The organism is Kushneria phosphatilytica (genome assembly GCF_008247605.1).
GTDB lineage: Bacteria > Pseudomonadota > Gammaproteobacteria > Pseudomonadales > Halomonadaceae > Kushneria > Kushneria phosphatilytica.
Genome location: NZ_CP043420.1, coordinates 375183 through 400255, shown reverse-complemented (window position 1 = coordinate 400255; position 25073 = coordinate 375183). Strand labels below are relative to the sequence as shown.

General features: G+C 57.9%; 23 protein-coding genes. 16 read left to right on the top strand and 7 right to left on the bottom strand.

Translation table 11 applies throughout. The annotated features are described in order from the left end of the window. Window positions 1-104 precede the first annotated feature (104 nt). From FY550_RS01730 to FY550_RS01700, 7 genes are all read right to left on the bottom strand, one after another. The gene (locus FY550_RS01730; protein ID WP_168169365.1) at window positions 105-776 is read right to left on the bottom strand and encodes a GntR family transcriptional regulator; all 672 of its coding nucleotides are present in this window, start codon (window positions 774-776) and stop codon (window positions 105-107) included. Between the two features lie 106 nt (window positions 777-882). Next, window positions 883-2061 carry an alpha-hydroxy acid oxidase gene (locus FY550_RS01725; protein WP_070981117.1) on the bottom strand — a complete coding sequence of 393 codons (1179 nt, stop codon included), beginning with the start codon at window positions 2059-2061 and terminating at the stop codon, window positions 883-885. Between the two features lie 14 nt (window positions 2062-2075). Next, window positions 2076-3356 carry a TRAP transporter large permease gene (locus FY550_RS01720; RefSeq protein WP_084388265.1) on the bottom strand — a complete coding sequence of 427 codons (1281 nt, stop codon included), beginning with the start codon at window positions 3354-3356 and terminating at the stop codon, window positions 2076-2078. Beyond that, on the bottom strand, window positions 3353-3871 hold the full coding sequence (locus FY550_RS01715; protein ID WP_168201476.1) for a TRAP transporter small permease: 519 nt from the start codon (window positions 3869-3871) through the stop codon (window positions 3353-3355). Before FY550_RS01715 ends, FY550_RS01720 begins: the two co-directional genes overlap by 4 nt. A gap of 67 nt (window positions 3872-3938) precedes the next feature. Further along, the gene (locus FY550_RS01710) at window positions 3939-4949 is read right to left on the bottom strand and encodes a TRAP transporter substrate-binding protein (RefSeq protein WP_233350251.1); all 1011 of its coding nucleotides are present in this window, start codon (window positions 4947-4949) and stop codon (window positions 3939-3941) included. A gap of 788 nt (window positions 4950-5737) precedes the next feature. Beyond that, a complete protein-coding gene (locus FY550_RS01705) occupies window positions 5738-6142 on the bottom strand; it encodes a hypothetical protein (protein ID WP_070981111.1) in 405 nt (134 codons plus the stop codon). A gap of 151 nt (window positions 6143-6293) precedes the next feature. Next, the gene (locus FY550_RS01700) at window positions 6294-7112 is read right to left on the bottom strand and encodes an IclR family transcriptional regulator (protein ID WP_070981108.1); all 819 of its coding nucleotides are present in this window, start codon (window positions 7110-7112) and stop codon (window positions 6294-6296) included. A 112-nt stretch (window positions 7113-7224) separates the two neighbouring features. Between FY550_RS01700 and FY550_RS01695 the strand changes: the two genes are divergently transcribed. From FY550_RS01695 to FY550_RS01620, 16 genes are all read left to right on the top strand, one after another. Then, the gene (locus FY550_RS01695) at window positions 7225-8577 is read left to right on the top strand and encodes an NAD(P)/FAD-dependent oxidoreductase (RefSeq protein WP_199287831.1); all 1353 of its coding nucleotides are present in this window, start codon (window positions 7225-7227) and stop codon (window positions 8575-8577) included. Window positions 8578-8679: 102 nt separating this feature from the next. Then, window positions 8680-10041, top strand: a complete 1362-nt coding sequence (locus tag FY550_RS01690; RefSeq protein ID WP_070981104.1) for a sodium/glutamate symporter — start codon at window positions 8680-8682, stop codon at window positions 10039-10041. A 1119-nt stretch (window positions 10042-11160) separates the two neighbouring features. Next, complete coding sequence (locus FY550_RS01685; RefSeq protein ID WP_139148758.1) at window positions 11161-13053, top strand: hypothetical protein; 1893 nt, start codon at window positions 11161-11163, stop codon at window positions 13051-13053. Window positions 13054-13528: 475 nt separating this feature from the next. Further along, window positions 13529-14902 carry a site-specific integrase gene (locus FY550_RS01680; RefSeq protein ID WP_070981097.1) on the top strand — a complete coding sequence of 458 codons (1374 nt, stop codon included), beginning with the start codon at window positions 13529-13531 and terminating at the stop codon, window positions 14900-14902. Between the two features lie 14 nt (window positions 14903-14916). Continuing rightward, on the top strand, window positions 14917-15183 hold the full coding sequence (locus FY550_RS01675; RefSeq protein ID WP_070981095.1) for a type II toxin-antitoxin system RelE family toxin: 267 nt from the start codon (window positions 14917-14919) through the stop codon (window positions 15181-15183). Beyond that, on the top strand, window positions 15167-15514 hold the full coding sequence (locus tag FY550_RS01670) for a helix-turn-helix domain-containing protein (protein WP_070981092.1): 348 nt from the start codon (window positions 15167-15169) through the stop codon (window positions 15512-15514). The genes FY550_RS01675 and FY550_RS01670 overlap by 17 nt, the downstream gene beginning before the upstream one ends. A gap of 113 nt (window positions 15515-15627) precedes the next feature. After that, entirely contained in the window at window positions 15628-16275 is a 648-nt protein-coding gene (locus FY550_RS01665; RefSeq protein WP_149054317.1) for a hypothetical protein, read from the top strand. Between the two features lie 89 nt (window positions 16276-16364). Then, a complete protein-coding gene (locus FY550_RS01660) occupies window positions 16365-16673 on the top strand; it encodes a hypothetical protein (RefSeq protein ID WP_070981086.1) in 309 nt (102 codons plus the stop codon). Next, on the top strand, window positions 16670-16918 hold the full coding sequence (locus FY550_RS01655; protein ID WP_070981084.1) for a hypothetical protein: 249 nt from the start codon (window positions 16670-16672) through the stop codon (window positions 16916-16918). The genes FY550_RS01660 and FY550_RS01655 overlap by 4 nt, the downstream gene beginning before the upstream one ends. Next, entirely contained in the window at window positions 16911-17093 is a 183-nt protein-coding gene (locus FY550_RS01650) for a hypothetical protein (protein ID WP_070981081.1), read from the top strand. Before FY550_RS01655 ends, FY550_RS01650 begins: the two co-directional genes overlap by 8 nt. Beyond that, the gene (locus FY550_RS01645) at window positions 17090-18043 is read left to right on the top strand and encodes a toprim domain-containing protein (RefSeq protein ID WP_168169363.1); all 954 of its coding nucleotides are present in this window, start codon (window positions 17090-17092) and stop codon (window positions 18041-18043) included. The genes FY550_RS01650 and FY550_RS01645 overlap by 4 nt, the downstream gene beginning before the upstream one ends. After that, window positions 18040-19983: a DUF927 domain-containing protein gene (locus tag FY550_RS01640; RefSeq protein WP_149054316.1), complete on the top strand. Its 1944-nt coding sequence runs from the start codon at window positions 18040-18042 to the stop codon at window positions 19981-19983. Before FY550_RS01645 ends, FY550_RS01640 begins: the two co-directional genes overlap by 4 nt. 127 nt (window positions 19984-20110) lie before the next feature. Next, window positions 20111-20350, top strand: a complete 240-nt coding sequence (locus FY550_RS01635) for a hypothetical protein (RefSeq protein WP_070981076.1) — start codon at window positions 20111-20113, stop codon at window positions 20348-20350. 407 nt (window positions 20351-20757) lie between these two features. Then, the gene (locus tag FY550_RS01630) at window positions 20758-22749 is read left to right on the top strand and encodes a type I restriction-modification system subunit M (RefSeq protein WP_070981074.1); all 1992 of its coding nucleotides are present in this window, start codon (window positions 20758-20760) and stop codon (window positions 22747-22749) included. Beyond that, window positions 22746-24122 (top strand): restriction endonuclease subunit S, encoded by a 1377-nt coding sequence (locus FY550_RS01625; RefSeq protein WP_070981070.1) that lies wholly within the window; start codon window positions 22746-22748, stop codon window positions 24120-24122. The genes FY550_RS01630 and FY550_RS01625 overlap by 4 nt, the downstream gene beginning before the upstream one ends. Continuing rightward, window positions 24119-25069, top strand: coding sequence for a GIY-YIG nuclease family protein (locus FY550_RS01620; RefSeq protein WP_149054315.1), 951 nt, complete (start codon window positions 24119-24121; stop codon window positions 25067-25069). The genes FY550_RS01625 and FY550_RS01620 overlap by 4 nt, the downstream gene beginning before the upstream one ends. The last annotated feature ends 4 nt before the right edge of the window (window positions 25070-25073 follow it).

Below are 25073 nucleotides of genomic sequence, written 5' to 3'. Positions count from 1 at the left end.
ATCAGGAGTCAGCACTGAACAATTCAGACAAGGTCACCGAACCCCGAAACACACTAAAACAGGCAGGCATAACCGGTGTTTTTTCGACAATTCAACAGCCAGGGTCATGAAAGATATTCCGAATATTCATTCGCCAATCTTTCAATATTGTTTTCCATATATTCCAGATGCGCCTGCATGGCGGCTTCTGCGGCAGCAACATCATGCCGGGAGACAGCACCAATGATTCGCTCATGTTCCTCAATGATGGCCGGCACTCTGGCCGTGTTGAGAAAAAGCGTTCTGACCCGATTGATGTGCAGCTGAACGTGATAGATGACCTGCCATACAGAAGGCCGACCGGCAATATCGGCTATCTTCTGATGCAAGGCTTCATCCAGTTCTTCGATCCGGTATAACTGGCTTTTCTGCCGATAGACCAGCCGTTGCTGTTCCAGATTCTCCTGAAGTTCCCGAGCATCGTTTTCGCTACAGTGTGCAGCGGCGTCTCTGACCAGGGCACACTCGAGCACCGAACGGGTGTAATGGGCGGCCCGCACTACCTCCAGATGAATAGGCGTTACGTAGGTTCCGCGCTGGGCGAAGATGTCCACGAAACCGTCGTAGCGCAATCTCATCAGGGCTTCGCGAATCGGCGTGCGACTGATACCGAACTCTTCGGACAGCGCCTTTTCGGAGATCCTTTCGCCGGGTTTCAGGACCGTCGTAATGATCTTGTCACGAATTTCGATATAAGCGTGATCGCTTGAAGATCTCTCCCGAGATCGGTTCATCATGCCGGTCATCCCCGCAACGCCTGGTTTCGAGCCACTTTACCCTGCCCCCCGAAGGTATAACAAAACGGCCCGCTATCCATTTGGAACATGGCCATCACGGGGCTGATCACCCCCCGGTGTATCTCATCAGAGCGTCATCCAGCTCATCCAGAGTACTGCATCCCAGCAGCCCGAGCGTGCGATCCAGCTCGCCCTGCAACAGCCCAAGCGCATGATCAACCCCGGCCTCACCGCCGGCGCCCAGCCCGTAAAGCGTGGTGCGCCCCAACAGCACGGCATCGGCCCCCAGCAAACGCGCCTTGAGAATATCGCTGCCGCGCCTGAACCCGCCATCGAGCAGCAGGGTCAGCCGATCCCCTACGGCCTCGCGCACCTCACGCAGGATTTCCACCGGAGAGACCGAACTGTCGAGCTGCCGGCCACCATGGTTGGACAGCACTATCCCATCGATGCCGTACTCGACCGCCGTACGCGCCTCTTCAACCGATAGTATCCCCTTGATGACCAGGTTGCCGGACCACCGGTCGCGCAGCCAGCGGATGTCCTCCCAGCTCAAAGACGGCATGAGATGCTTGCCGATTTCGGCCGCCGCCCCCTTCACGGAAGCATCCTCGGGCGGCAGCAGATCGCCGAGGTTTTTAAAGGTCGGGATCCCCTCCGGATAGAGCACATCCCGGATCCAGCGCGGCCGGCTCAGTGTATGCAGCTTGTTGCGCCAGTTGAGCACGAAGGGGCGCGCATAATTGCGGGCATCCCATTCCCGGTTGCCGTAGATGGCACTATCGGTGGTGACAACAATGGTGTCGTAGCCCGATTCGCGACAGCGGCTGACCAGTTGCTCCACATAATCCCGGTCACGATAGAAATAGATCTGCATCCACTGCCAACCGCCGGGTGTAGTGGCGATCTCCTCCAGTGGCACCGTGGACACGTTGCTGAGGGTAAAGGGGATGCCTCGTCCGGCTGCTGCACGAGCCAGCTTCGTATCGCCGTTTTTGGTCACCATGCCATTGAACCCGGTCGGCCCGATCACGATCGGCATGGCGACCCGGCGCCCGAACAGCGTACATCCGAGATCGCGATGGCTGACATCGGTCAGCGTTCTGGGCGTGAACCGATAGCGATCAAACACGGCGCGATTATTGGCAAGAGTGACCTCGTCATCCGAGCCCCCGTGAATATATTCGTAGACAAAGTTGGGCAGGCGCCGACGCGCGATTTCAGCCAGCTCTGCAATGCTTCGCGCCTGATCAAAACGCCGCCAGCGGGACAGGGATCTTTTCATGCCAACTCCAGAACTCAGCCACCGTGCAGAATACTCAGCGGCACCGTGACAATCGAGGGAAACAGGATCAGGGCGAACAGAATGGCGACATACATCACCAGCATCGGCCAGATACCGCGCGTAATATCGATAATGCTGATCCGGCTGATGCTGCAACCGACATACAGTACGGTGCCCACGGGAGGTGTAATCAGACCGATCGACAGATTGATGATCATGACCACCCCGAAATAGATGGGGTCGATCCCCAGCTGCTGAACCACAGGGATCAGCACCGGCGCAAAGATCAGCACGGCCGGGGTCATGTCCATGACACAGCCGAACAGCAGCAGAATTACCATGATGATCAGCATCATCAGCGTGGGGCTGTCGGTAATGCTGGTCAGGCCCGCTGCAATCTGTGCCGGCACCTGAGCCACGGTAATGGCATAAGCTGTCACGATCGCCGCCGAGGCAATCAGCATGACGATGGCCGTGGTCTTTGCCGTACCGGCCAGCACCTCGAACAGCTGGGTCATTTTCAGCTCACGGTGACACAGGCTGATCACGAAGGCATAAACCGCCGCCACTACGCCGGCTTCAGTAGGCGTAAACACCCCGCCACGCAGGCCGATGATAATGATCAGTGGCAGCATCAGTGCCCAGAAGGCGCGTCGAAAAGCGCGACGGCGCTGTGACCAGTCGGCCTTTTCCAGCTGTTGGGTATCCGCCCGGCGTGCCACGAACCACCAGGTAATGGTCATGCCGATGGCCATCAGGATACCGGGGACAATGCCGCCCATGAACAATCCCGTAATCGACACGCCACCTACCACCCCATAGAGAATCAGCGGGATGCTGGGCGGGAAAACGGTGCCGACAATCCCTACCGAAGCGACCAGCCCTGTCGAACGCCGCTTTTCATACCCCTGGGCCACCATCATGGGAATCAGAATCGATCCCAGTGCGGCCGTATCGGCCACGGCCGAGCCGGAGAGCCCGGCGAAAATGACGCCGGCAATAATGGCGACATACCCCAGGCCACCCTTCACATGCCCGACCAGCGAGGAGGCAAACTCGACAATGCGTTTCGAAATGCCCCCGGCGTTCATGATTTCACCGGTGAGGATAAAAAAGGGAATGGCCATCAGGGCAAAGCTGTTGGCGCCGGTAATGAAGTGTTCGGCCAGGGTCGTAACATTGAACATGTCCTGCGACCACATCATCACCACGGCCGAGCAGAGCATCGCAAAAGCGATCGGCATGCCGATCAGCATCAGTGAGAACAGCACGGCCAGGAAGATAACAACCATCATGGTTCAGCGCTCCCATCCCGAGGCTGGCTCCACTGAGGCCCGTGACGCCCGGTCAGCGCGAAGCTGACGGCCTGGAAGATCAGCACCAGTGACATGAGCACGGCCGATACCATACCGGCGTAGTAATAGTTGTTGATGGGCAGTTCGGTGGCCGGACCGGTAATGCCGACATTCAGCTCGATGAGCATCAGAAGCCCTCGCACCACCAGGGTCATGACACCGGTAATCAGAATAACCGACAGGACAAACAGTACTTTCTGCAGCCAGAGCGGCACCCGGCTGACCAGAATATCCACACCCAGATGACTATGATCGGCCACTGCCAGGATCGAGCCCAGAAAGACCACCCAGACAAACAGATACCGAGCAACTTCACTGGACCAGGTCAGCCCACTGTCAAAGGCGTAGCGCAGTACGACATTGGTAAACACAAAACCGACCATCAGCACCAGTGCAATGGCAATGGCGAGCTTGATCAGCTTGTCCAGCAGACTGAAAAGACCGGCAAGAGACATGGTCAACTCCATGACAATCCGAGCATGAAGCCATGCGGAATCAGGGCCGCATGGCGATCCTTACCCTTCAGCTTTCCGTTTGATTCCGTACCATTTCAAGCCACTCATTGGCCCAATCGTACTGTTGTTCGAAATCGTCATAGATGGGCTGCATGGCACTCACCATCTGATCATGAAACTGCTGGCCGGGCTCGGTCACTTCCAGTCCCGCTGCCTTGAGTTTCTGCTTGATATCTTCTGCAGAATCACGCATCAACTGCCACTCCATTTCCATGGCCTGATGCGATGCTTCCTGAATGACCTTTTGATCCTGTTCACTCAGATTGTCGTAAAATCGCTTGTTCATCAGATAGACATTGGGGCTGAACATGTGCCGGCTTTCCAGCACATTGCTCTGCACTTCATACCAGCCGGAGCGGTAAAGGGTGGCCAGCGGATTGTCCTGACCATCGACCACGCCCTGCTCCAGTGCCGGATACACTTCAGACATCCCCATGGTCTGCACATTGGCCCCCAGGGCCTGCCCGACACGCACATACAGTTTCAGGTTGGGCATCCTGAGCTTGAATCCCTGAAAGTCCTCCATGCTGGCGATCCTGCGATTACTGGAGAACACCCGGAATCCATTGGCTGTCCATGCCAGTGGCTCAACCCCCAGCTTGCGAAAGGCCGGATCGATCTTCTCTCCCACCGGTCCATTGAGCATGGACTGGGCCTGATCATAGTTTTCGAAAAGAAAGGGCCATTCCGGAAAACCGATCCGGGGATCGGCTGTCTGCAACCCCATCCCGGAGATCGCCATTTCGATACTGCCGGTGCGCACACCATTGGTATATTGCCGCTCATCTCCAAGCGAGCTGTTGGGATAGATCTTCACCTTCATGTCGGAATGACTCTCGACATAAGGCTTGAACTTTTCCCGGATAGCCACGTTCTGAGGATGCTCTTCAGCAAAGTAGCTGGCGACCTTGATGGTGGCAGAACTCTGAGCATAAGCCTGACCGGTTATCAGCACGGCCCCCATACAGATGGAGCCTGCCAGCAGGCGACCTGCCCCTTTGGAGAGAAATGATTTCATTGTTTGCACTCCCTTGTGATTGAGTCAGGCACCCACTTTGATCAACCTGGCAATGGGCAGGCACCCGGAACTGATATACTAGTATTCAAGGAAGCGACGTATAGCCTGACTTTTGTCTAAATCAGAAAAGTATTCCTGAAAATCAGAGCCTCCGGAGACCTGAAAACAGGATGACCAGCGGATACTGGCAAGCGCAGGCACCACGCACCAGCACTACCGTCTTCCTATCGCAGGAAGAGATCTGCATGGGAAAGGTATATCGAAAGAGACTGATTCAGGTTGGCGTTGAATAAAAAAAGGGCCGCCCGAATCGGGCGGCCCCTCATCCATCAGCATGGAGCCGGCTCATGACTTCGGCATGCTCATCGCCTCGGCCATCTTCAGGTGAGCTGTCTCAGCAATCGATGTCTGGAGTTCATAGAGCTTGCATAAAGCTGACTCGCAGTGAGCACAGTTCACTATCGAATCCGGCGCCATGCTTCTCCTGATCCTGACCTCGGTACCACCGCAACTCGGGCACTGGTCCAGATCGCGTGGCATATTGCTGTACATATCTCCTCCTGTTTTTGCAGACCTCACATGATATGGAATCGATGAAAGTGTAGCGGGTCTGGGGAACCTGACAGCATCTTCGAGTTAACATTTGTTATCCGCAGGCCGGTTCAGGCTGTCTCCCCCTGGATCAAACGGGTCTGAAAAACACCACGCATCAGTGCGTATGGGCCAAAAGCCTCACCCCGGCCTTCGAGGGGGACTCGAAGCGCTCGGGGTGCCTGTTTCATGCTCACTCAGTCGATGGCTACATTCTGCACAGGGGCAGCAGCCTGATAGGGAGCGGTCTGGGCCATGGCCGCACTCACGCCACCCACCAGATCGGGATTGACAGCAGGACTGAAACGAGTGGTCAGTATGCGGCCATGACCGAGGTTGAGCGGCTGGTCATTGCGCTGCTGGAGCGCGCTCAGGGCAGCACTCTCACCCTGCTGATCGGCGGCCAGCTGCGGTACCTGAACGGTCGGGCCACCGAGTGCCACATCATGGCGATTGAGAGGCTGGGAGAGTCCTGCAGCATGCTCGGCGACAGCAGCGCTTTCGCCCGAGCTGATATCAACGGGGTTGGCCAGTGCTGCAGTTGGCAACAGGGCAGCAAAAGTAATGGCGGCCAGGGTATTCAGACGGTTGCGGGTTTTCATGATCGTACTCCTGTTCATCCTCAAAGGCGTGCCGAAGGGCACTGCATCTTCCTGATGAATGCAGTGTCGGCCCGGGACGGCAGAAGCACGAATCGAACGACGTGAAGATCATTATCGAGCCGGTTGATGGAATCTTTCTGCAGCCGGTGGATTATGCCAATCGCAACAACTGACCCGTTCGCTCGCCGACTTCTGCGGCATGATGCTTCAGAGCTGTCACCAGCGCATGCCGGTGGGAGCGAGTCATGTTGGAGATTTCAATAGCACAGCTGAGGGCACCTGCCACACTCCCTTGCGCAGTTCGTACGGGTACCGCTACCCCGGTATAACCGTCCAGACCGATCCCACCGGCGCTGTAGGCGTGGCCCCGCTGCTTTGCCCGGGAGACCTGCCGGCGTACGCGACGCATGTCGAGCTGATACTCGCGCGTCAACCGTGGCGTGTTGTGCGCAAGAATCATCTGGCGCTGCTGAGTAGGCATACCGGCCAGCAGTGCAATGCTGGCCTGCCCGACTCCCATCAGTATGCGGCCGCCGACTGCCTGGGAAAAACAGCGTATTGGCCGATTCCCATCCTGCATTTCCAGACAGAGTGCAAAGTAGCCATCCGGGACCAGCAGAAAGAAGCTGTCCCCGAAGCGGGCGGCCAGTTGCAAAAGTGCCGGACGTGCCAGCTCCCGAAGGCCGCTGGCATTACCCGCCTGGGCGCCGAGCGAGAGCAATTCGTACCCCAGAAAGTAGGCGCCTCGGGGATAGGGCTGCCGCAGCAGCCCCTGACGGCGCAGGCTCAGCAGCAGCCGATAGAGCGTTGCGCGTGACAGGCTGGAGTGTTGGCGCAGCATCTCGACCGTGGCGCCACGATCCCCCTGAGCGGCCACCGCACGCAGCAGCTGCATAGCCCTCTCCAGAGTCTGGGTACCGGCGACATCCGGGCGGTCCGTTTCAAGGGGCAGATGAGCAGGTTGCGGCATGAGGGGCTCCCGGCCGTAGACATCTGAGCGTCGTCTCACTATATGAGTAAAACTTACCCTCGGGAAGCACCGCCGGTGGTTTCGATTGTTCGCGTTTCCCGCGCAGTGATAGATGTCGGGATCATCAGTCAATAACAACAGGCTCGCCATGTATCCGCATATCCAGACGGTCGACTCTTCCCCAAAGCTGCCTGAAGAAACCGATGTCACTGTCATCGGTGGCGGCATCATCGGGGTCTCCACGGCCTGGGCACTCTCGCGTGCCGGGGTCCGGACTACCCTACTGGAGAAAGGCGTGATCGCCGGCGAGCAGTCCTCCCGCAACTGGGGATGGTGTCGCACCATGGGGCGCGACGAGCGCGAGATCCCCTTAGCGATGGCCAGCCTGGCCCGCTGGCCCGAGCTGGCAGCAGAGCTATCGGAAGAAATCGGCTTCAAACGCACCGGTATCCTATATGCCTGTCGCGACGAGACTGAGCTGACCCAACAACGAGACTGGCTGGCACGGGCCAGCCATTACGGCGTCAGTTCACGATTGCTGGATGCCGCAGAGCTTGCCCGCTACATGCCCGGAATCGAACCCGGGGCCTTCGTGGGTGCGCTCTACACTCCCGATGATGGCCGGGCCGAGCCGGATGTTGTTGCTCCCGCCATGGCCCGCAGCGCCATGCGCCTTGGGGCGACCCTCTTGCAACAGTGCGCCGTGCGCGGCATCGAAACTCAGTCCGGGCGGGTGCATGCCGTAGTGACCGAGCGCGGCCGGGTGCGTACGCAAGCGGTGGTGCTGGCAGGTGGTGCCTGGTCGTCGCTGTTCTGCCGGCATCTTGGTATTCGCCTGCCGCAGCTTAAGGTACTGGGCTCGGTGATGCGCACGCCCCCCATGACAGGCGGCCCCGAAGCGGCTCTGGGCACCAGCGGCTTCTCGTTTCGCAAGCGCGCGGATGGCGGCTATACCATTGCGCACCGGGGCGGCACGCTGGCACCGATCGTGCCCGACAGCTTCCGCTATCTGCGCGACTTCCTGCCCATGATGCGTACCAGCCGTGAGGAGTTCCGCCTGCGCCTTGATGCACGGCTGTGGCAGGAGGCATGGCATCACCGCCGCTGGTCAAATGACGACATCTCGCCCTTCGAGCGGGAGCGCGTGCTCGATCCCATGCCATCCTCCCGAGTACTGAAGGAGGCCATGCGCCAGATCAGTGACGCGGTGCCCTTTTTCCGGAATATCGAGATCGCCCAGCGCTGGGGCGGACTGATCGATGTCACCCCGGACTCGGTACCCGTCATCGATTCGATCAATACCCTCCCGGGATTTTATCTGGCGACCGGTTTCTCCGGTCACGGCTTCGGCACTGCCCCCGGCGCGGGTCAGCTGATGGCGGATCTGGTCACGGGCAGTACTCCTCTTGTGGATCCCGAACCCTACCGCTTCAGTCGCTTCGGCAAGACAGGTTCAAAGGTGTGAGCGAACTGATCGCTCTCGGCCACCCTATCAATCCACCCAGGAATTCTACCCGCTGCTGATACCGACTCTTCCCACAACAACAAGGCAAGACAGGAGCATGAGATGACATTTTCCCTGGATACCCTGATGAGCGACGCCGCTCTCATGGCGATACTGCTGCTGGCCGGCGTGGCATTGCGTGCTCGTCTCCTCTGGCTACAGAAGCTTTTCCTGCCGGCCAGTATTACGGCCGGTTTGCTGGGCCTGCTACTGGGCCCGAATGGCATAAACTGGCTGGGCTTTTCAGCCCACATGGCCAGCTACCCGGGCATTTTGATTGCTTTTATTTTCGGCTCGCTGGGCCTTGCCGCGCAACGCGTGCCGCTTAGGCGTATTGCTGGCCGGGTCGGCAGCATGTGGTCCTTCGGCAACATGGCCCTGATCGGCATGTATGGGGCTGGCGTATTGTTCGCGCTGGTCTTCTTCGCCCCCTTCTGGTCGTCGATGCCGGAAGGCTTTGGCTTGTTGTTGGCCACGGGCTTTGTCGGCGGGCATGGTACAGCCGCCGCGATCGGTGAGGTGTTCGCAGCGCACGGCTGGCCGGAAGCCACTTCGCTGGCGATGACCTCGGCGACGGTCGGGGTACTCTGCTCGATCATCGGCGGCATCGCCATCATTCGGCACAATTCACGGCGTGGGAGAACCAGTTTCATCAGCGAGTTCGGATCGCTGCCCGCTGAAATGCGTACCGGCCTGATACCTGCCGACAAGCGGGAGAGCGAGAGCGTGGAAACGATCTCGTCGATGACAATCGAGCCGCTGCTGTTTCACCTGCTGCTGGTCATCGCAGTCGCCGGTGCCAGCTTCTGGCTCAAGGGGTGGATCGCGACACTGTTCGACTTCTCGGCGCCGGCCTTTGCTCTGGCCTTTCTGGTAGGGCTGGGTCTCAATGCACTGATGCGGGTGGGCGGTGCCCACCACTATGTCAGCGCGCCCGTCATCAACCGCATCGGCGGTGGTGCCACTGACGTGCTGGTAGCTTTCGGCATTGCCTCCATCAACCTCTCGGTAGTAGCCGCCTACTTCATGCCATTGTTGGTACTGATGATATTCGGTGTCATCTTCAGCTACTGCTTCTTCCGTTACGTCGCTCCCTGCCTGTTCAGGGAGTACTGGTTCGAAAAGGGTCTGTTCGGCTGGGGTTGGTTCACGGGCACCGTGGCGATGGGCATCGCTCTGCTCAGGATTGTCGACCCCCGACTGAAGAGCCGGACCCTCGACGATTTTGCACTGGCCTACATCTTTGGGGCCCCGGTCGAAATCATGTTGGTGACCTTCTCCCCCATCCTGCTGATCGCGGGCTACTCCTGGCTCTATGTGGCGATTACACTGGGAATTGTGGCCGTCATTGCCGCAATTGCGACACGAGCCGGATGGCTGCAGCTTCCATCGGCAGACCCAGCCGAGGCCCGGACAAGCCGCTAATGGGGTCTTCCCGGAACCGGGCAGCCGGCTACTCGCTGATGGGATGGCCGGCTGATAGGATCATGAACAGCAATACCCTCTCTTTCCTCCCTGACAAGCGACCTGCTCGGACTTCGCCGAGGACGACACTCGGCAGACTCATTACGCCGCTTCCGGTTCATAGCGACCTGCGTAAACCACCATTAACGCCGTCCACCCGCCAACAACCACATCAGTGTGAAAGAGCCCGTCAGTAGATCTAGTGATTTCCACTCGTTTCTTCAGTCTTCTCGCCACGAAGCGGACATCGCCATCCGGCCCTGAGCACAGCCACCCAAGAGTCTGGTAGGTCGGAGGGTCATTCGAATCGAGCAGGCGGTCTACCAACAGTGCGACACTGTCTCGGAAACTAACGCATCCTCAACACTTCCACCATGGGCAGGGCCGGACTAGCAACTCGGTTATCCGGCGCTGAAAGCCTGGATAGCAACGCAACATCCGGAGGCGCGTTGTCACTACCGGGTCGACACTATGCTGGGCATGAAGGCCGCCATATGTTCGGGCATCGGACAGGGTGTTCTGCCTTGCTATCTCGGTGATTCCGGTCCAGCACGCTGCAGCGTCGGTACTCCCCTCCCGGAGCTGGGTACCGATCCATGGCTCCTGACACACGCCGACCTCAGGCGCATTGCCCGGGTCAGAATCTTCATGGATTTCGTGACCGATGCCATACCGGCCTGAAGGGGTATGGCGACTGGTAAGCAACAGGACCGGATATTTCTTCGTCAGGCCTTGCTATCCAAAGCAGCAGAAAAAATCCAAACCTGGCTAAAGGCCATTATTCCCTAATACCAATGATTTATTTTAACCAGCTCAATCGAAAGTGAAATTACCAGAGAGCAGCTTATCCAAATAAGTCTGGCTGCCTCATGAATACTGGCAGATCCCGTTGCCAAGATATTCTATCTGCAAGCACGCCCTTGGCATTTAAAGAATAAATGTCAGATCTTACACCTTAACAACTTGGCCAGTGTAAGCTATTACAAGACACTCAGGACAAATACACCCAACTCCAGGAGCTTGGTAAGCTAAGTCATGCAATTGCTTTTTTATTGCATTTAATTACCCAAGGAGTCTGTCATGAGTGATTCAATCTATGCGGCCATGCCTACACTACTCGTCAACGTTGACGATCTGAGAGATTACACTCCTTCTGAAAACGGCGAGAGAGTAAAAACCAACTATCATACTTACCAAGGGTTTGGCGGCGGAATTTATTATTATGATGCTTCAGACACTGAGAGTGAGGATAATGGCGGAAGTATCCTGGTAACTTCAAACGGAGCAAGGTTCAAGCGTGAGTGGGGAGATTCCGACGGCACCAACGTGCTGGATTGGGGAGCTGATCCATTTGGCCAGACCGACACAGGTCCTATATGCCGTACCATGCTAGCCTCGGGGCTTAGAACTCTCTATTTCCCCAACCATCGTTTCATGATTGATACGATGGTAAAACATACTGAAGTAGATGAAAATGGAAATGAAAATCCTGTCCAGATTATTTTAAAAGGCAGTGCATTTGACTGGTTCGCAGTTAATGAAGACAATGTTGGTATTTTTGCGGGCCCTAATCTGAAACACGACCCATCTCATGATGATCCGGATAGCGATGTATCTGTTGACCCACCCAACGCAGACGGCCAAACCATTGGTTTTAGCGAAGCAGGCTGGATGTTCTTTCATGTAATGGAAGCCACCGATCTTTCCTTCTTTGGGGATTCACGCGAATCAACAGGTTCAACCTGCCTCAGGACCAATGGTTACGTACATCGCATTCAACGGTGCTCTTTCCATAATTTTTATGCCGCACTTGGGCAGCTTACCGCTGCTTCCAGGGTCTCAGAATGCACATTCACTTATTGTAATTTTGTAGCTTATAGTGTAGCAAGTCTGGCGACTACCGTAAGCTTTCAGAAAAACAGCATGCAATTTTGCGACACTTGCTTACATTATACAGGCGAGCTGGTCGGAGCAACTATTGCCGACAACATATGGGAGCATTGCGGCCCTGGCCCATTAGTAAGTTCGGCAACCATGTATAGTATTGCCTTTTATGGTAACTGGTTTGAAGACTGTGGCGGTTATGATGCCGATGGAAATCCAACAAGGCTTTTAGTCGTCCGTGATAGTCAACAGACGAAAAGCAATTGGGCAGGTAGTAATAGCTTTCATGCTGGCAATATCTACACCAATCCTTTTGAACCTCCTCTTACAGAAGAAGGGTATAGCCAAACGAGTGGTCTCTTTGGTGGCGTATCTTTTGATTACGGGGGAATTCAGATTAATAGTGGCACAGGTAATAGCACTCTGCTTGACAACAATGGTATCACTCAGCGGCTGGATGCCTGGTCAGGCTATGAACCCCTGAGGCTGGAAAGTGGCCATAATGAGCATGGTGCTCCGGCATTACAGCTGCGAGGAGCTGGCGCCATTGAATTGACTGGCAGGAGTGACGTTGAAACAGGGGATGCCACCGTATTCAATCATCCTTTCCGCTTTCTCAAGGATGCTCAGGTCACTACTGATGATCAAGGTACCAAAAGCTATGGAGAAGGGCTCTACGAGGAGTTGCGTCTCCACTGGGATGAGAGTTCCCAGATGGCTCCCGGGTTGGTTGGTATGTCGCCACTACCCAATGGCAGACAAGCAATAACCTCCATCCCCATGGATGTTTGCTGCCGAGATGATGGTTTGCAACGCGGTCAGGAAGCCTTTAATAGCATTGATCGTTCAACCGAAGGGCAGGTGATTTTTGAAGCTCCTTTTGATATTCAGAATCCCATTATCACTATTACAGTAGAGGATCGGGGGATCATTTGTGATGGTTGGTTACTGAGTTCCGAATCCGGAGATACTGGTAACAATGGAGAATCACGCTGGCGTAATTACTTGACTGTTTATTTTGTGAATAGAGCTACGGGAGAAGCTCAGACACCTATAAGCTTCTGCATGCGTCTAAGTACACATGAGTAATATGGATTTTAATAACATCTTCCCCGGCTTCAGTAGCCGGGGCTTTTGGCTTCAGCCCGAAACAAATGACAAGAGATGGTCAATCAAACATGAACACAATCGCCTCTTTCCGACAAGTAGTGCCATTGCCGATGCAGAATTTCTGTACTCGGAGCACAAAGACTTAACCCGGTAAAGGCGTTGACACTTGGCGCGAAAATCATGTCAGAGGGCAAATTACGACCTTTGAGCAAGCCATAACTGCTTGATATAGAAGGTAAAAATGGTGCCGGTGAGAGGATTCGAACCTCCGACCTACGCATTACGAATGCGTTAACAACGTATTTTAGCATCAACAGCCAGAAACAAGATTCACCAACCATCCCATAAAAAACAATCTACTACGGATGATCGCCTGTTTTCCTCTTGTTGCTCATGTAGGCCCGTTATACCCTGCTTCTGCTACCTATTTGCTACCTGGAAAAAGGTGCCGGGCATGGCGGGCGAAAACAAGCTGAAGCTGACAACCAAGGCGCTGGAGCGGCTTTCCAAGGCACCCCCGGCCGATAGCGTATTCGATACCGAGCTACCTGGCTTCCATGTGCGCCCCAGCAAGCGCGGCTTGACCTTTCGGCTTTACTACCGCACCAGGACAGGCCGGCAGCGCATCCTGACCATTGGCCGCTACGGCACCCGTACCGTTGCCGAGGCGCGCACCCAGGCCAAGGATGCGTTGGCCATTGTCGCCCAGGGCGGCGACCCCCGTGCGGTACTGGAAGAGGCCAAGGCCGAGGAGGAGCGCCAGCAGCAGCAGACGCTTGCTGCCTACCTGTCCGGCCCCTATGCCGCCTTCCAGAATCGTAAGAAGGATGGTGCCGCCAACCTGCGTCGTATCGAGAATGACTTTGCCGACTGGCTGGATAGGCCCATGGGCAGCCTGACCCGCGCCGACGTTGAGCGCTGGCAGGCCCAACAAGAGGCCTCCGAAAAGCCCCGCGCCTTTGGCACCCTGAAGCGGTCCTATGACGCCTTGTGTGGCCTGCTGGCCCACGCTGCCGAGCGCAAGGTGATACCGGCTCACCCGTTGAAAGGCGTGAAGCTGCAACGGCCAGCCATGACCGAGGAGAGGATGGCCGAACAGGCATCGCAACGGCGCCACCTTGAGCCCGAGGAGGTGAAGGCGTTGTTTTCTGGGTTAGCGGCGTATCAAGAGGCCAAGCGAGAGCAGCGGCGTAGCAGCCGCGCCCATGGCAAGGCGCATCTGCCCAGCCTGGATGACGTCGCCTACGTGGATCACGTCGCGCCCTGGATTCTGACGATGTACTACACCGGCTTCCGGCCGGGCGACCTGTTCGGGCTGCGCTGGGATCACGTCAATCTGAAATTCCGCACCATTCGCAAGACGATTGAGAAGACCGCTCACCACCGCGAGGAGCCCCAGACCTTCCCACTGTCCACCGAGGCTGTGGACGTGCTCAAGGCCTGGCACCGCCAGCAGGGTGAGCCGACCACTGGGCTGGTTTTCCCGTCACCACGCAACGGCAAACGCATGAGCGCCACCGCGCTGCAAAAGCCGTGGGTGGCCGTCCGCAAGCTGGCCGGGTTGCCCGATGACCTGCTGCTGTACAGCCTGCGGCACAACTTCGCCAGCCAACTGGTGATGGCCGGCGTTGACCTGCTGACCGTTTCCAAGCTGATGGCCCACACTGACATTCAGACCACGATCAAGTTCTATGCCCACCTGCGGCCGGACCATGCCCGCGATGCCGTCGAGGCGTTCGCCAAGGCAGTGCCCAAAGGGCCAGCCGAGGAGGAGGCCGCCAGCCACGAAGAAGCGCCAGCGCTTGCCGTTGTCTCAACCAACGCTTAAACTTATAAAAACTTATGACTCATCAAGTCCACTGGACGCTTAAAGCCACCAAGCAGGCCAAAAAGCTGCACGCTTCAGACCGCGCCACGGTTATCGAAAGCGTGAGCGGCTTGGCAGTATGGCCGGAATGTAAAGAGACCCACGACATCAAGCCACTTACCCGCCACCAGTACCAATACCGCCTGCGCGTGGGGCGCTATCGAGTGTTGTTTGACGTGGAAACAGAGGTTCAAGTGGTCTCCATCGAGGAGGTGAAAAAACGCGATGAGCGCACCTATTGATTACCGTATCAGCGAGGAGGCTGGCCGCCGCTTCGCCGTGGTTCCCCTAGAGCAGTTTACCGAACTGGTCGAGCGTGCCGGCGAAACCGACGCCCTGACCTTGCCCCACGAGATCGTTAGCCGCCACCTGGTCGACGACGTGCCGCTGGTACGCTGCTGGCGCGAATACCTGGGCATGACTCAAGCCGGGCTGGCGACTCGTCTGGACGTGTCACAGGCACAGATAGCGCAGTGGGAACAGACCGACGCCAAGCCCCGTTACGCCACCTTGAAGAGACTGGCCGGCGCCATGGGCATTCATGTTCGTCAACTCACGCTCGACGACGACTGAACAATGCGGCAACCGCCGCTCCCTTTGGCTGGCTAGGGCCGTACATCCGAAAGCGTGGTAACTCCACCACGTCCGCCAGCCATCCTTTACTTGGAGTGCGTGAGGAGTAGCGCATGGCACTTTCACCCTGGCACGTTGCCAGCCGTATGAGCAGTGAGGATGTTGCGGCATTACTGGCTGGTTTCGATATTTCTTTAGCCGAAACAGGAGATGTTCACGACCATGAGAAGGAATTTGAGGAGTGGCGCCGAGTCATCACTGATGCGGCGAGGGACGGAGAGCTGAGCCCCTGTTTCGTGCAGGTGTACACGCGAGATCTAGTGCAGGAACACACAAAAGATCCATACAATGATTATGGCAGAATCTTCATTACGAACTGGCCGCCTAGCCTTGATGACTCGTGGCGTCGACTCCCCTACACCGAAATACACTTAACCTTTGAGCGCCAAGAGGTCTACCGCTGGCTGAAGGCATCAGGCATTGCTGACGATGACATACCCGAGGCGCTGCGCGTCATGCCGGCCAAACGTCAGCAGCAAAGCGAGGAGCTAAACCCTCGGCTTGAAGGCACCTATCAGCGCATCATCGCTACGCTGCTGGCAGTGCAGTACGGAGCCAAGGAGCTGGAGGAGCCTTTCCGGCTTGCTGACCAGGTGCTAGACGACTGCCAAGCCCAGGACATGAAGGCGCCCGCGTCGCGCAATACACTAGGCGAGCGATTCAAGCAACTTCCCCGAGTCCAAAAAGCCCCGCTGGACTGAAACTGGACCGAGGGCGAGTTCAACTAAACCACGGCAGCCCCGACCGTGGTCACCATTGAAGCGTCAACCAGCAACGTGGAGACGCTTCGATGCCCACCAAGACACAATCCCCCGGCGACATTCTCGCCAGCGCTCTAGCCCGCTATCGCGACGGCTTCGACCCGGCACTGATTGAGCTGCCCGAAACCGCTATTTTCCCCCACCTGATACCCGCCCAGCCTGCGACCGCCCGCAAGGCCCGCACCACCGGTAGCCTGTTAGGTCGCCCTGCCCCGCGTTTCGTAAAGCGTGGCCGCGCCGTACGCTACCGACTTAAGGACGTGCTGGACTGGCTGGCCGATGGCGATGCCTACGGCAGTACGGCTGAGGCCCACGTGGCCGGGAGGGCGTCGGCATGACCCTGACTGACTGCTACCAGCTTTCCCGCGCCTGCCTGAAGGGCTGTGCTGATGAACTGCACGACAGCGCCCATGCAACCTGCGCCATCGTCTCGCTGTTACAAGCCGACCTGAATGAAGAAATCGAGCTGAATGGTTTTCACCGCGACGGTCTGCTGACTGCTCTAAACCTGCTGGCCGACAGCCTGAGCAGCCGCTCATCCTTTGCCCTGGGCCGGCTTGATAAGGAGTTTGGCGATGACTGATACAGCCGCGCTCCATATCGACCTGCGCACCTATGCCGCCCACGTCCGTGTTGGCACTGTCTGGCTTCCTGCCGAGCGCATGCTGAACGATCCCGCGCAAAACGAAGAGCGGCAAACTCCAGCCCGTAATGGCCTGCACCAATGCGGGCTGCTGGATGGGGAGGGAGAGGCATGACCCACACGACGCAAAAGGACTGGCCTCTCGAAAGAGGTCGGCCCCGTACCGAAGCGCCGCCGAAAGCGCCTCCCAGGCATACCACCATCGAGCCCGCACTGCTCGAAGCACTGGCCGAATGTGGCGTCACCGGGCTCACGGTTCATGCTGATGGTGTGATTCACCGCTTCGACGCATCGGACAAGAAGCGCGGCAACCGCTGCGGCTGGTACGTCTGCCCATCGCTGGACGTGGCCGTGTTCGGCTTCTGGCATACTGGAGAGCAGCACACCGTCATCACTGGCGGCAGGGTTGATCCCACCACCACGCTCGAGACCCGACTGGCCTATCAGCGGGCGAAGGAGCAGCGCGAAGCCGAACAGCGCCAGCAATGGACCAGAACTGCCGAGCAGGCCCGCCGCTGGTGGGCCGCTGCCGAATCTGCCGACCCCCATCACCCCTACCTGCTGAAGAAGCGACTGGCTCCCCATGGCCTGCGTCAGCGCGGCGACATGCTGTTGGTACCGCTGTTTCTTGGTGGTGAGCTGGTGAATCTTCAGCGCATCTTACCCGATGGCAGTAAACGCTTCATGGCTGGCGGACGTATCAGGGGAGCAGCGTCACTACTCGGGCGCATTGCCGGCGCTGACACTGTTTATCTGTGCGAAGGCTGGGCGACCGCTGCCACGCTCCACGAGGCAGTGGGTCAGCCGGTGGTCGCTGCCATGAATTGCGGCAATCTTCTGCCCATGGCCCGGTCCCTGCGTAGCCGCCTGCCCGCCAGCGTGGCAATCATCGTTGCCGCCGATAACGACCGCTACAAGTCCGGCAATGCCGGACTGACCAAAGGCCGGGAAGCAGCGCTGGCGATTGGTGCCCGGATCGTCTGGCCCGAGTTCCCCTGCGCTGAATGCGCATGTTCCGACTTCAATGACCGGCAGTGCTGTGCACTTGGGGAGGTGGTCGCATGAGCGATGATCCTCGAACCATCCCTGATGCCTTGCCGGATACTGAAAAACTGGAGGGAACAGGGAGAACATCCGGTCATGACGTGGCCTCCAGCCGTTCCCTCGATGAAAGGTCAGAGGGAACAGCGGGAACTTCTCTGGTGGGCGAGGCGATCGACCCGTTGACCGCCCCCCCTCCGAAACCGCTGCGCCCTCGGATCAAGCATCGTCCTGCCTTCATGACCCACGATGATTACATCACCACCTGCGATGGTGGTACAGGACGCCCCGGCTTGTACTACCACGGTCTCAAACGAGCTCGAGGTGATAGTGAGGCGACGGAATACGATCAGTGGTTGTGCAGTCCGATTCATGTGCAGGCACTGACCAGTGACGAACGCGCTGAAAACTTCGGTCTGATGCTGAGATTTCGCAATCCCTACGGCCAGTGGCGTGAGTGGGCGATGCCGATGCATCTGCTGAAAGGCAATGGGGAAGAACTGCGCGGAGAATTGCTGGCGATGGGCGTACGTATTGATCCCGGTGCCCACAAGCTACTGCATATCTGGCTGAGCCGTCGTGAGCCTCGCCGCCGTTTGATAGCCGCGGCCCGTGTCGGCTGGCACAGCACACCGCAGGGGCGGGCTTTCGTCATGCCGCGCCAGACGCTGGGCGCCGATGACGTAATATTCCAGAGTGGCCATGCGGTTCACGATGAATTCATCTCCCGTGGTGACATACCGGGCTGGCGTAGCGAAGTGGCGGCCTTGTGCTCGGGCAATCCGCTACTGGTGCTGGCGGTATCGTCGGCTCTGACGGGGCCACTGCTCTCTCTGACCAACCGCGCCGGTGTCGGATTGCACTTCGTAGGGGATTCCTCCACCGGCAAGAGTACCCTGCTGCAGGTGGCTGGCAGTGTCTGGGGAGGCGCCGGCTTCATCCGGACCTGGCGGGCCACGGGCAATGGCCTTGAAGGCATTGCCGCTGGTCTGAATGACACCTGCCTGATTCTCGACGAAATCGGTGAAGCCTCCCCTCATGAGGTCGGCAATATCATCTATGCGCTGGGTAATGGCACTGGCAAGACTCGTGCTGCGCGTAGTGGAAGCGCCCGCCTGGCCGCCCGCTGGCGTGTCCCGTTGCTATCCAGTGGGGAACGCTCGCTGGTCGCGCATATGGCGGAAGGGGGTAAGCGTTCCAAGGCCGGCCAGGGTGTGCGTCTGCTGGATATACCTGTCTCCCGACAGCATGGGGTGTTCGATACCCTGCACCATCTGCCGGATGGCCGCGCTTTCTCGGACCACCTGAAGGGTGCCGTCAGCCGACATCATGGTCTACTCGGCCCGGAGTTCATCAAACACCTGCTTGCCGATGAAAAGAGCCTGGCGTACCTGCCGGACAGGCTGAATGACTTCAGCCGGATGGAGGGCTTCAGGGCCAGGGATAGTCTGGAAGGACGAGCCGCTACATCGCTGGCGCTGATAGGCATGGCCGGAGAAGCCGCGACCGATTACGGCCTGACGGGCTGGGAACCAGGCGAAGCCCTGAACGCAGCCATGGCCGCCTATGCAAACTGGAAGGATTTTCGCGGTGAAGGTCAGACCGAGACCCGGCAAATTCTGCAGGCTGTCGAGAGTTTCATTACTCGCCATGGGGATGCGCGGTTTGCCGGTATCAATAACGAGCCTTCTGTTACCGGTGTGAGCGTAGTGCGGGAGCGGGCTGGCTGGTGGCGTGATACGCTTGAAGGCCGAGTCTATCTGTTTACGGCAGATGGTTTGCATGAAGCGCTGCAGGGCTTTGATTTCAAGCGTGGACTGACGGCTCTGGATGAAGCCGGCTGGATAGTCGAGCGAGACCGGGACAAACGTTCAAAGAAGATCCGCGTATCCGGTGGCCTCTACAACCTGTACTGCATCCGCCCGACCCAGGGGGTGAGTGATGGCCATTGCCGATCTGTTTGAACGACTCAACCGTTCCCTCTGTTCTCCCCCGGCAGATACCGCGGGAACGTCTGCAAGCCCCGTGATTCCTGAGCGTTCTCCGTGTTCCCCCTGTTCCCCGGCCAAAGACACAGAACCGGACTGGCCAATGCCGGGCCCGGCTCACGAGATCGAAATCATCATTGGCTCATTGCGTGATGACGTGGGGCGGGATCTGGGAGATGAGTTGATCACAGCAATCCGGCGGGCCATGGGCCCGCTGGACCGGGAGACACGTGCCAACCTGTGTGCCGCCGTTGACAATGCCTTCGAGGCACCGGGAACAGTTGCTCAGGCCCGACAGAAGGCCTTGGCGCTTCTACCCGATTCACCCATCAATGATCCATGATGCTCCAAGGCGTGGGGTCCATGGATCGCGGATCGCTGCACAGTGCTGCTGAAAAACATGTGTTTTACCGGGTAATGACTGGCGGCGACTGCCCTCCCAGGGATCGGGGAGCCTTTACCCGCTGGTATCTCAACGCATGAACAGGCTGCTGATGCCGAGCCATCACCCCATCGCAAGGATAACGCTGGGCGACGCGATGCCAATCTGACTCTGCTGGCGAGTTCGTGATTGCATTGAGACAGCCCGGCAGGACTGGCCCGGTCAGTGTACCGGGCAGATCTTACTCTGCCTCGGAAGGGGGCGCGAAAACAGCTTCCATGCTCTCTGTTTCCCACTTTGGTTCCTGATTCCAGCATGTATGATGTTTAGCCGATGCAGTCACACCGGACCATTCAGGACATCATTTCGTGAATACCGAAAGCCATTCCCAGACGGCCGCCTTCATCTGGTCCGTCGCCGACCTGCTGCGCGGCGATTTCAAGCAGTCCCAGTATGGGCGGGTGATCCTGCCGTTCACCCTACTGCGGCGTCTGGAGTGCGTGCTCGAGCCGACCAAGGCCAAGGTGCTGGACGCCGCCCAGGAGCACGCCAGCAAGCCCGATGCGGTACGCGAGAAGCTGTTGCTGCGTGCCGCCAGCCAGCAGTTCTTCAACGCCTCACCGTTGAGCCTGGCGACGCTCTCCGATACCCAGACCGCCGACGACCTGATGAGCTACGTCCAGGCGTTCAGCCAGGACGCCCGCGAGATCTTCGATCACTTCCACTTCGAGGACTTCGTCCAGCAGCTGGCCGCCAACGACCTGCTCTACCAGGTGGTGCAGCGGGTCGCCAGTATCGACCTGAGCCCCGAGCGCATCAGCAACTACGGCATGGGCGTGATCTTCGAGGAGCTGATCCGCAAGTTCGCCGAAAGCTCCAACGAGACGGCCGGGGAGCACTTTACCCCGCGTGACGTGGTGCATCTGACCACCTCGCTGGCCCTCACCGGGCGCGATGACAAGCTAAGTCCGCATCGCATCGTCACTGTCTATGACCCGACCGCCGGAACGGGCGGCTTCCTCTCCGAGAGCGACGAGTACATCCAGCAGGTCAGCGATAACGTCACCGTCTCGCTGCATGGTCAGGAGCTGAATCCCGAGTCCTACGCCATCTGCAAGGCGGACATGCTGATCAAGGGCCAGGACGTCTCGCAGATCAAGCTGGGCAACACGCTCTCCGACGACCAGCTGGCCGGCGAGAAATTCGATTTCATGCTCGCCAACCCGCCGTTCGGGGTCGAGTGGAAGAAGGTCCAGAAGCAGGTCACCGATGAGCACAAGCAGAAGGGCTACGACGGCCGCTTCGGACCCGGCCTGCCGCGCGTCTCCGACGGCTCGCTGCTGTTCCTGATGCACTTGGTCAGCAAGATGCGCAGCCCCAAGGACGGCGGCTCGCGGATCGGCATCATCCTCAACGGCTCGCCGCTGTTCACCGGCGGCGCCGGCAGCGGCGAGTCCGAGATCCGCCGCTACCTGCTGCAGCACGACCTGGTCGAGGCGATCGTCGCCCTGCCCACGGACATGTTCTACAACACCGGCATCGCCACCTATGTGTGGGTGCTCTCCAACCACAAGCCGGCCGAGCGCCGTGGCAAGGTCCAGCTGATCAACGCCACCGCGCGCTACACCAAGATGCGCAAGTCGCTGGGCAGCAAGCGCCAGTACGTGACCGACCGCGACATCGACGAGATCGTGCGCGGCTATGGCGCCTTCCAGGAGACCGAGGAGAGCAAGATCTTCCCGGTGGAGGCCTTCGGCTACCGCCGCATCACCGTCGAGCGCCCGCTGCGCCTGAACTTCCAGGCGAGCCCCGAGCGGCTGGCCAAGCTCGACGACGAGAAGGCTATCCAGAAGCTCCCAGAGGCCGACAAAGAAGCGATTAGCGCCGCCTGCGCCAGCCTGGACGCCGAGCGCTGCTACACCAACCGGGACGCTTTCACCGATGACCTGAAGGCCGCGCTGAAGACAGAACTGAAACAAGAGCGCCTCAAGGTCGGCGCCCCGGTCCTCAAGGCCATCCTCAACGCGCTTTCCGAGCGTGATCCCGAGGCCGACATCTGCACCGACAAGAAGGGCAACCCAGAGCCCGATAGCGGCCTGCGCGACTTTGAAAACGTGCCGCTGGACGAGTCGGTGTTCGACTACTTCGCGCGCGAGGTGAGGCCCCACGTCCCCGACGCCTGGATCGACGAGGACAAGCGCGACGAGTTGGACGGCCGCATCGGCATCGTCGGCTTCGAGATCCCCTTCAACCGGCACTTCTATAAATTCGAGCCGCCTCGCCCGCTGGAGGCCATCGACGCCGACCTCAAGGCCTGCACCGACCGGATCAAGGCGATGATCGAGGAGCTGTCGGCATGAGTTTTCCGCAATACCCCGAATACAAGAACTCCGGCGTCGAGTGGCTGGGCGAGGTGCCGGCGCATTGGCTAATAAGCGCTTTGTCACGCAATTTAAGGTGCCCAGTAACAGACGGCCCCCACTCTACACCAGAGTTTCTAGGTGAGGGAGTACCTTTCCTTTCCGTGGATGGTATACAGAACGGTGAATTGGTCTTTGAAAACTGTCGGTATGTTTCAGAAAAAGATCATCAAGAGTTTTCAAAAAAATCTCTCCCGGAGAAAGATGACATTCTGATGGGGAAGGCTGCTTCTGTTGGAAAAGTAGCTCGTGTCAAAACTGAAGTTAAATTCAGCATTTGGTCTCCGCTTGCCCTTATAAAGATTGATTCTATAAAAGCCTCACCCACATTCTTTGAGTACGCTCTTAAGTCAGAAGAGGTGCAATTCCAAATAACTCAAAAATCTAATTCTAACACCCAGCTAAACATAGGGATGAAGGACATTCCCAAGTTAAGGGTGTGCTTTCCACCTTTATCTGAGCAAAATTTGATCGCCGCTTTCCTCGACCACGAGACCGCCCGCATCGACGCCCTGGTGGAGGAGCAGCAGCGCCTGATCGCGCTGCTCAAGGAGAAGCGCCAGGCGGTAATTTCTCATGCCGTGACCAAGGGCCTCGACCCCGACGTGCCGATGAAGGACTCCGGTGTAGAGTGGTTGGGTGAGGTGCCGGCGCATTGGGTGAGGAAGCGGCTGAAAAATGTATCGCCATTTATCACTGTAGGCATTGTCGTTAACCCTAGCAGCTACCTTGCTGAAGAAGGACTTCCCTTTATTTATGGAGGAGAGATCAGGGAAGGTTATATTGAGGTTGATAAAGCTCGAAAAATCTCGTTAGGAGATAGCCATCGCAACAGAAAAACCATGCTAGAAGCAGGTGATGTTGTGACGATGCGTGTTGGCTACCCAGGCGTAACAGCCGTGGTTCCACCAGAGTGTGAAGGTGGGAACTGCGCCTCCGTCATGCTTATTAAGAAAGGCGGCTACGACTCAAGATGGCTGTGTGCTGTAATGAACAGCCGCCTAATCCGTAATCAAGTGGAAATGGTTCAGTATGGGGCAGCGCAGAAGCAGTTCAATATTTCGGATGCGGTAGAGTTCTGGTTATTCGAGCCCCAGGTGGATGAACAGGCCAGCATCGCAGATTATATAGATCGTGCATCCACAGGTTTTGATCAGCTCGTTGAAGAAGCAAGTAAAAATATGAAGCTTCTTAAAGAGCGCCGCTCAGCCCTGATCTCCGCCGCCGTCACCGGTAAGATCGACGTGCGGGGCTGGACGCCACCGGCTGATTCGGCGCCAGCCGATCAGGAAACCCGCATGGAGGCGGTATGACCCAGGGGCGCAGCATCCGACTCTTTCTGGTGGACGGAACGCCCAACGGCCTGCTGACCGCCGAGATCATGAACTGGACGGGGCATGTGCTCACCGGGCCGCGCAGCAAGTTGAGCGAGCTGGTGCAGCGCCCGGAGTGTGGCCGCACCGGGATCTACTTCCTGGTCGGGCCGGATCCCGACAACAGCCTGCGCCCGCTGGTCTACATCGGCGAAAGCGACGATGTGGCCACGCGCCTCAAGCAGCACAACCGCCCCGAAGACAAGGGCGGCAAGGACTTCTGGGAGCGTGTCTGCCTGATTACCAGCAAGGATCAGAATCTTACCAAAGCTCATGTAAAGTACCTCGAGAGCCTGTTGATCAAAAATGCCGGGGACGTCGGACGCGCCAAATTGATCAACGGCACGTCGCATGATTACGGCAACCTGCCGGAATCCGACCGGGCCGATATGGCGTTCTTTGTTGAGCAGATTCGCATCGTGCTACCGGTACTTGGTTTCGACTTCCTGCGAGACTCGACCAGACCGCCAAAAAGTGATGAACCACAAAAACCGGGTTCTTTGGAGTCTTCGCCTCAGTTTTTCATGAAAGTCCCGAGGCACGGTATCAGTGCTCAGGGGCAGGAAGTTGATGGGGAGTTCTTTGTTCTGAAAGGCTCCTTGGCACGAAGGGAATGGGCAGGGCCTGCCCATAACTACCAGAAGCTGCATCAGCAACTATGTGATGAAGGATTGCTGGTTGAAGCTGGTAATGGCCTCCGCCGTTTTATCAAGGATTATGCATTCTCCAGCCCCAGCGCGGCTGCAGCCATGGTGGTTGGACGTGCTGCCAATGGTCGTAACGATTGGAAGATTGACGGTACCAAAACCACTTATGGTGAGTGGCAGGATCAACAGGTGAGCGCTGCCGCGGAAAGTAACGAGTTCAGCCCGGACTATAACAGTTAATAAG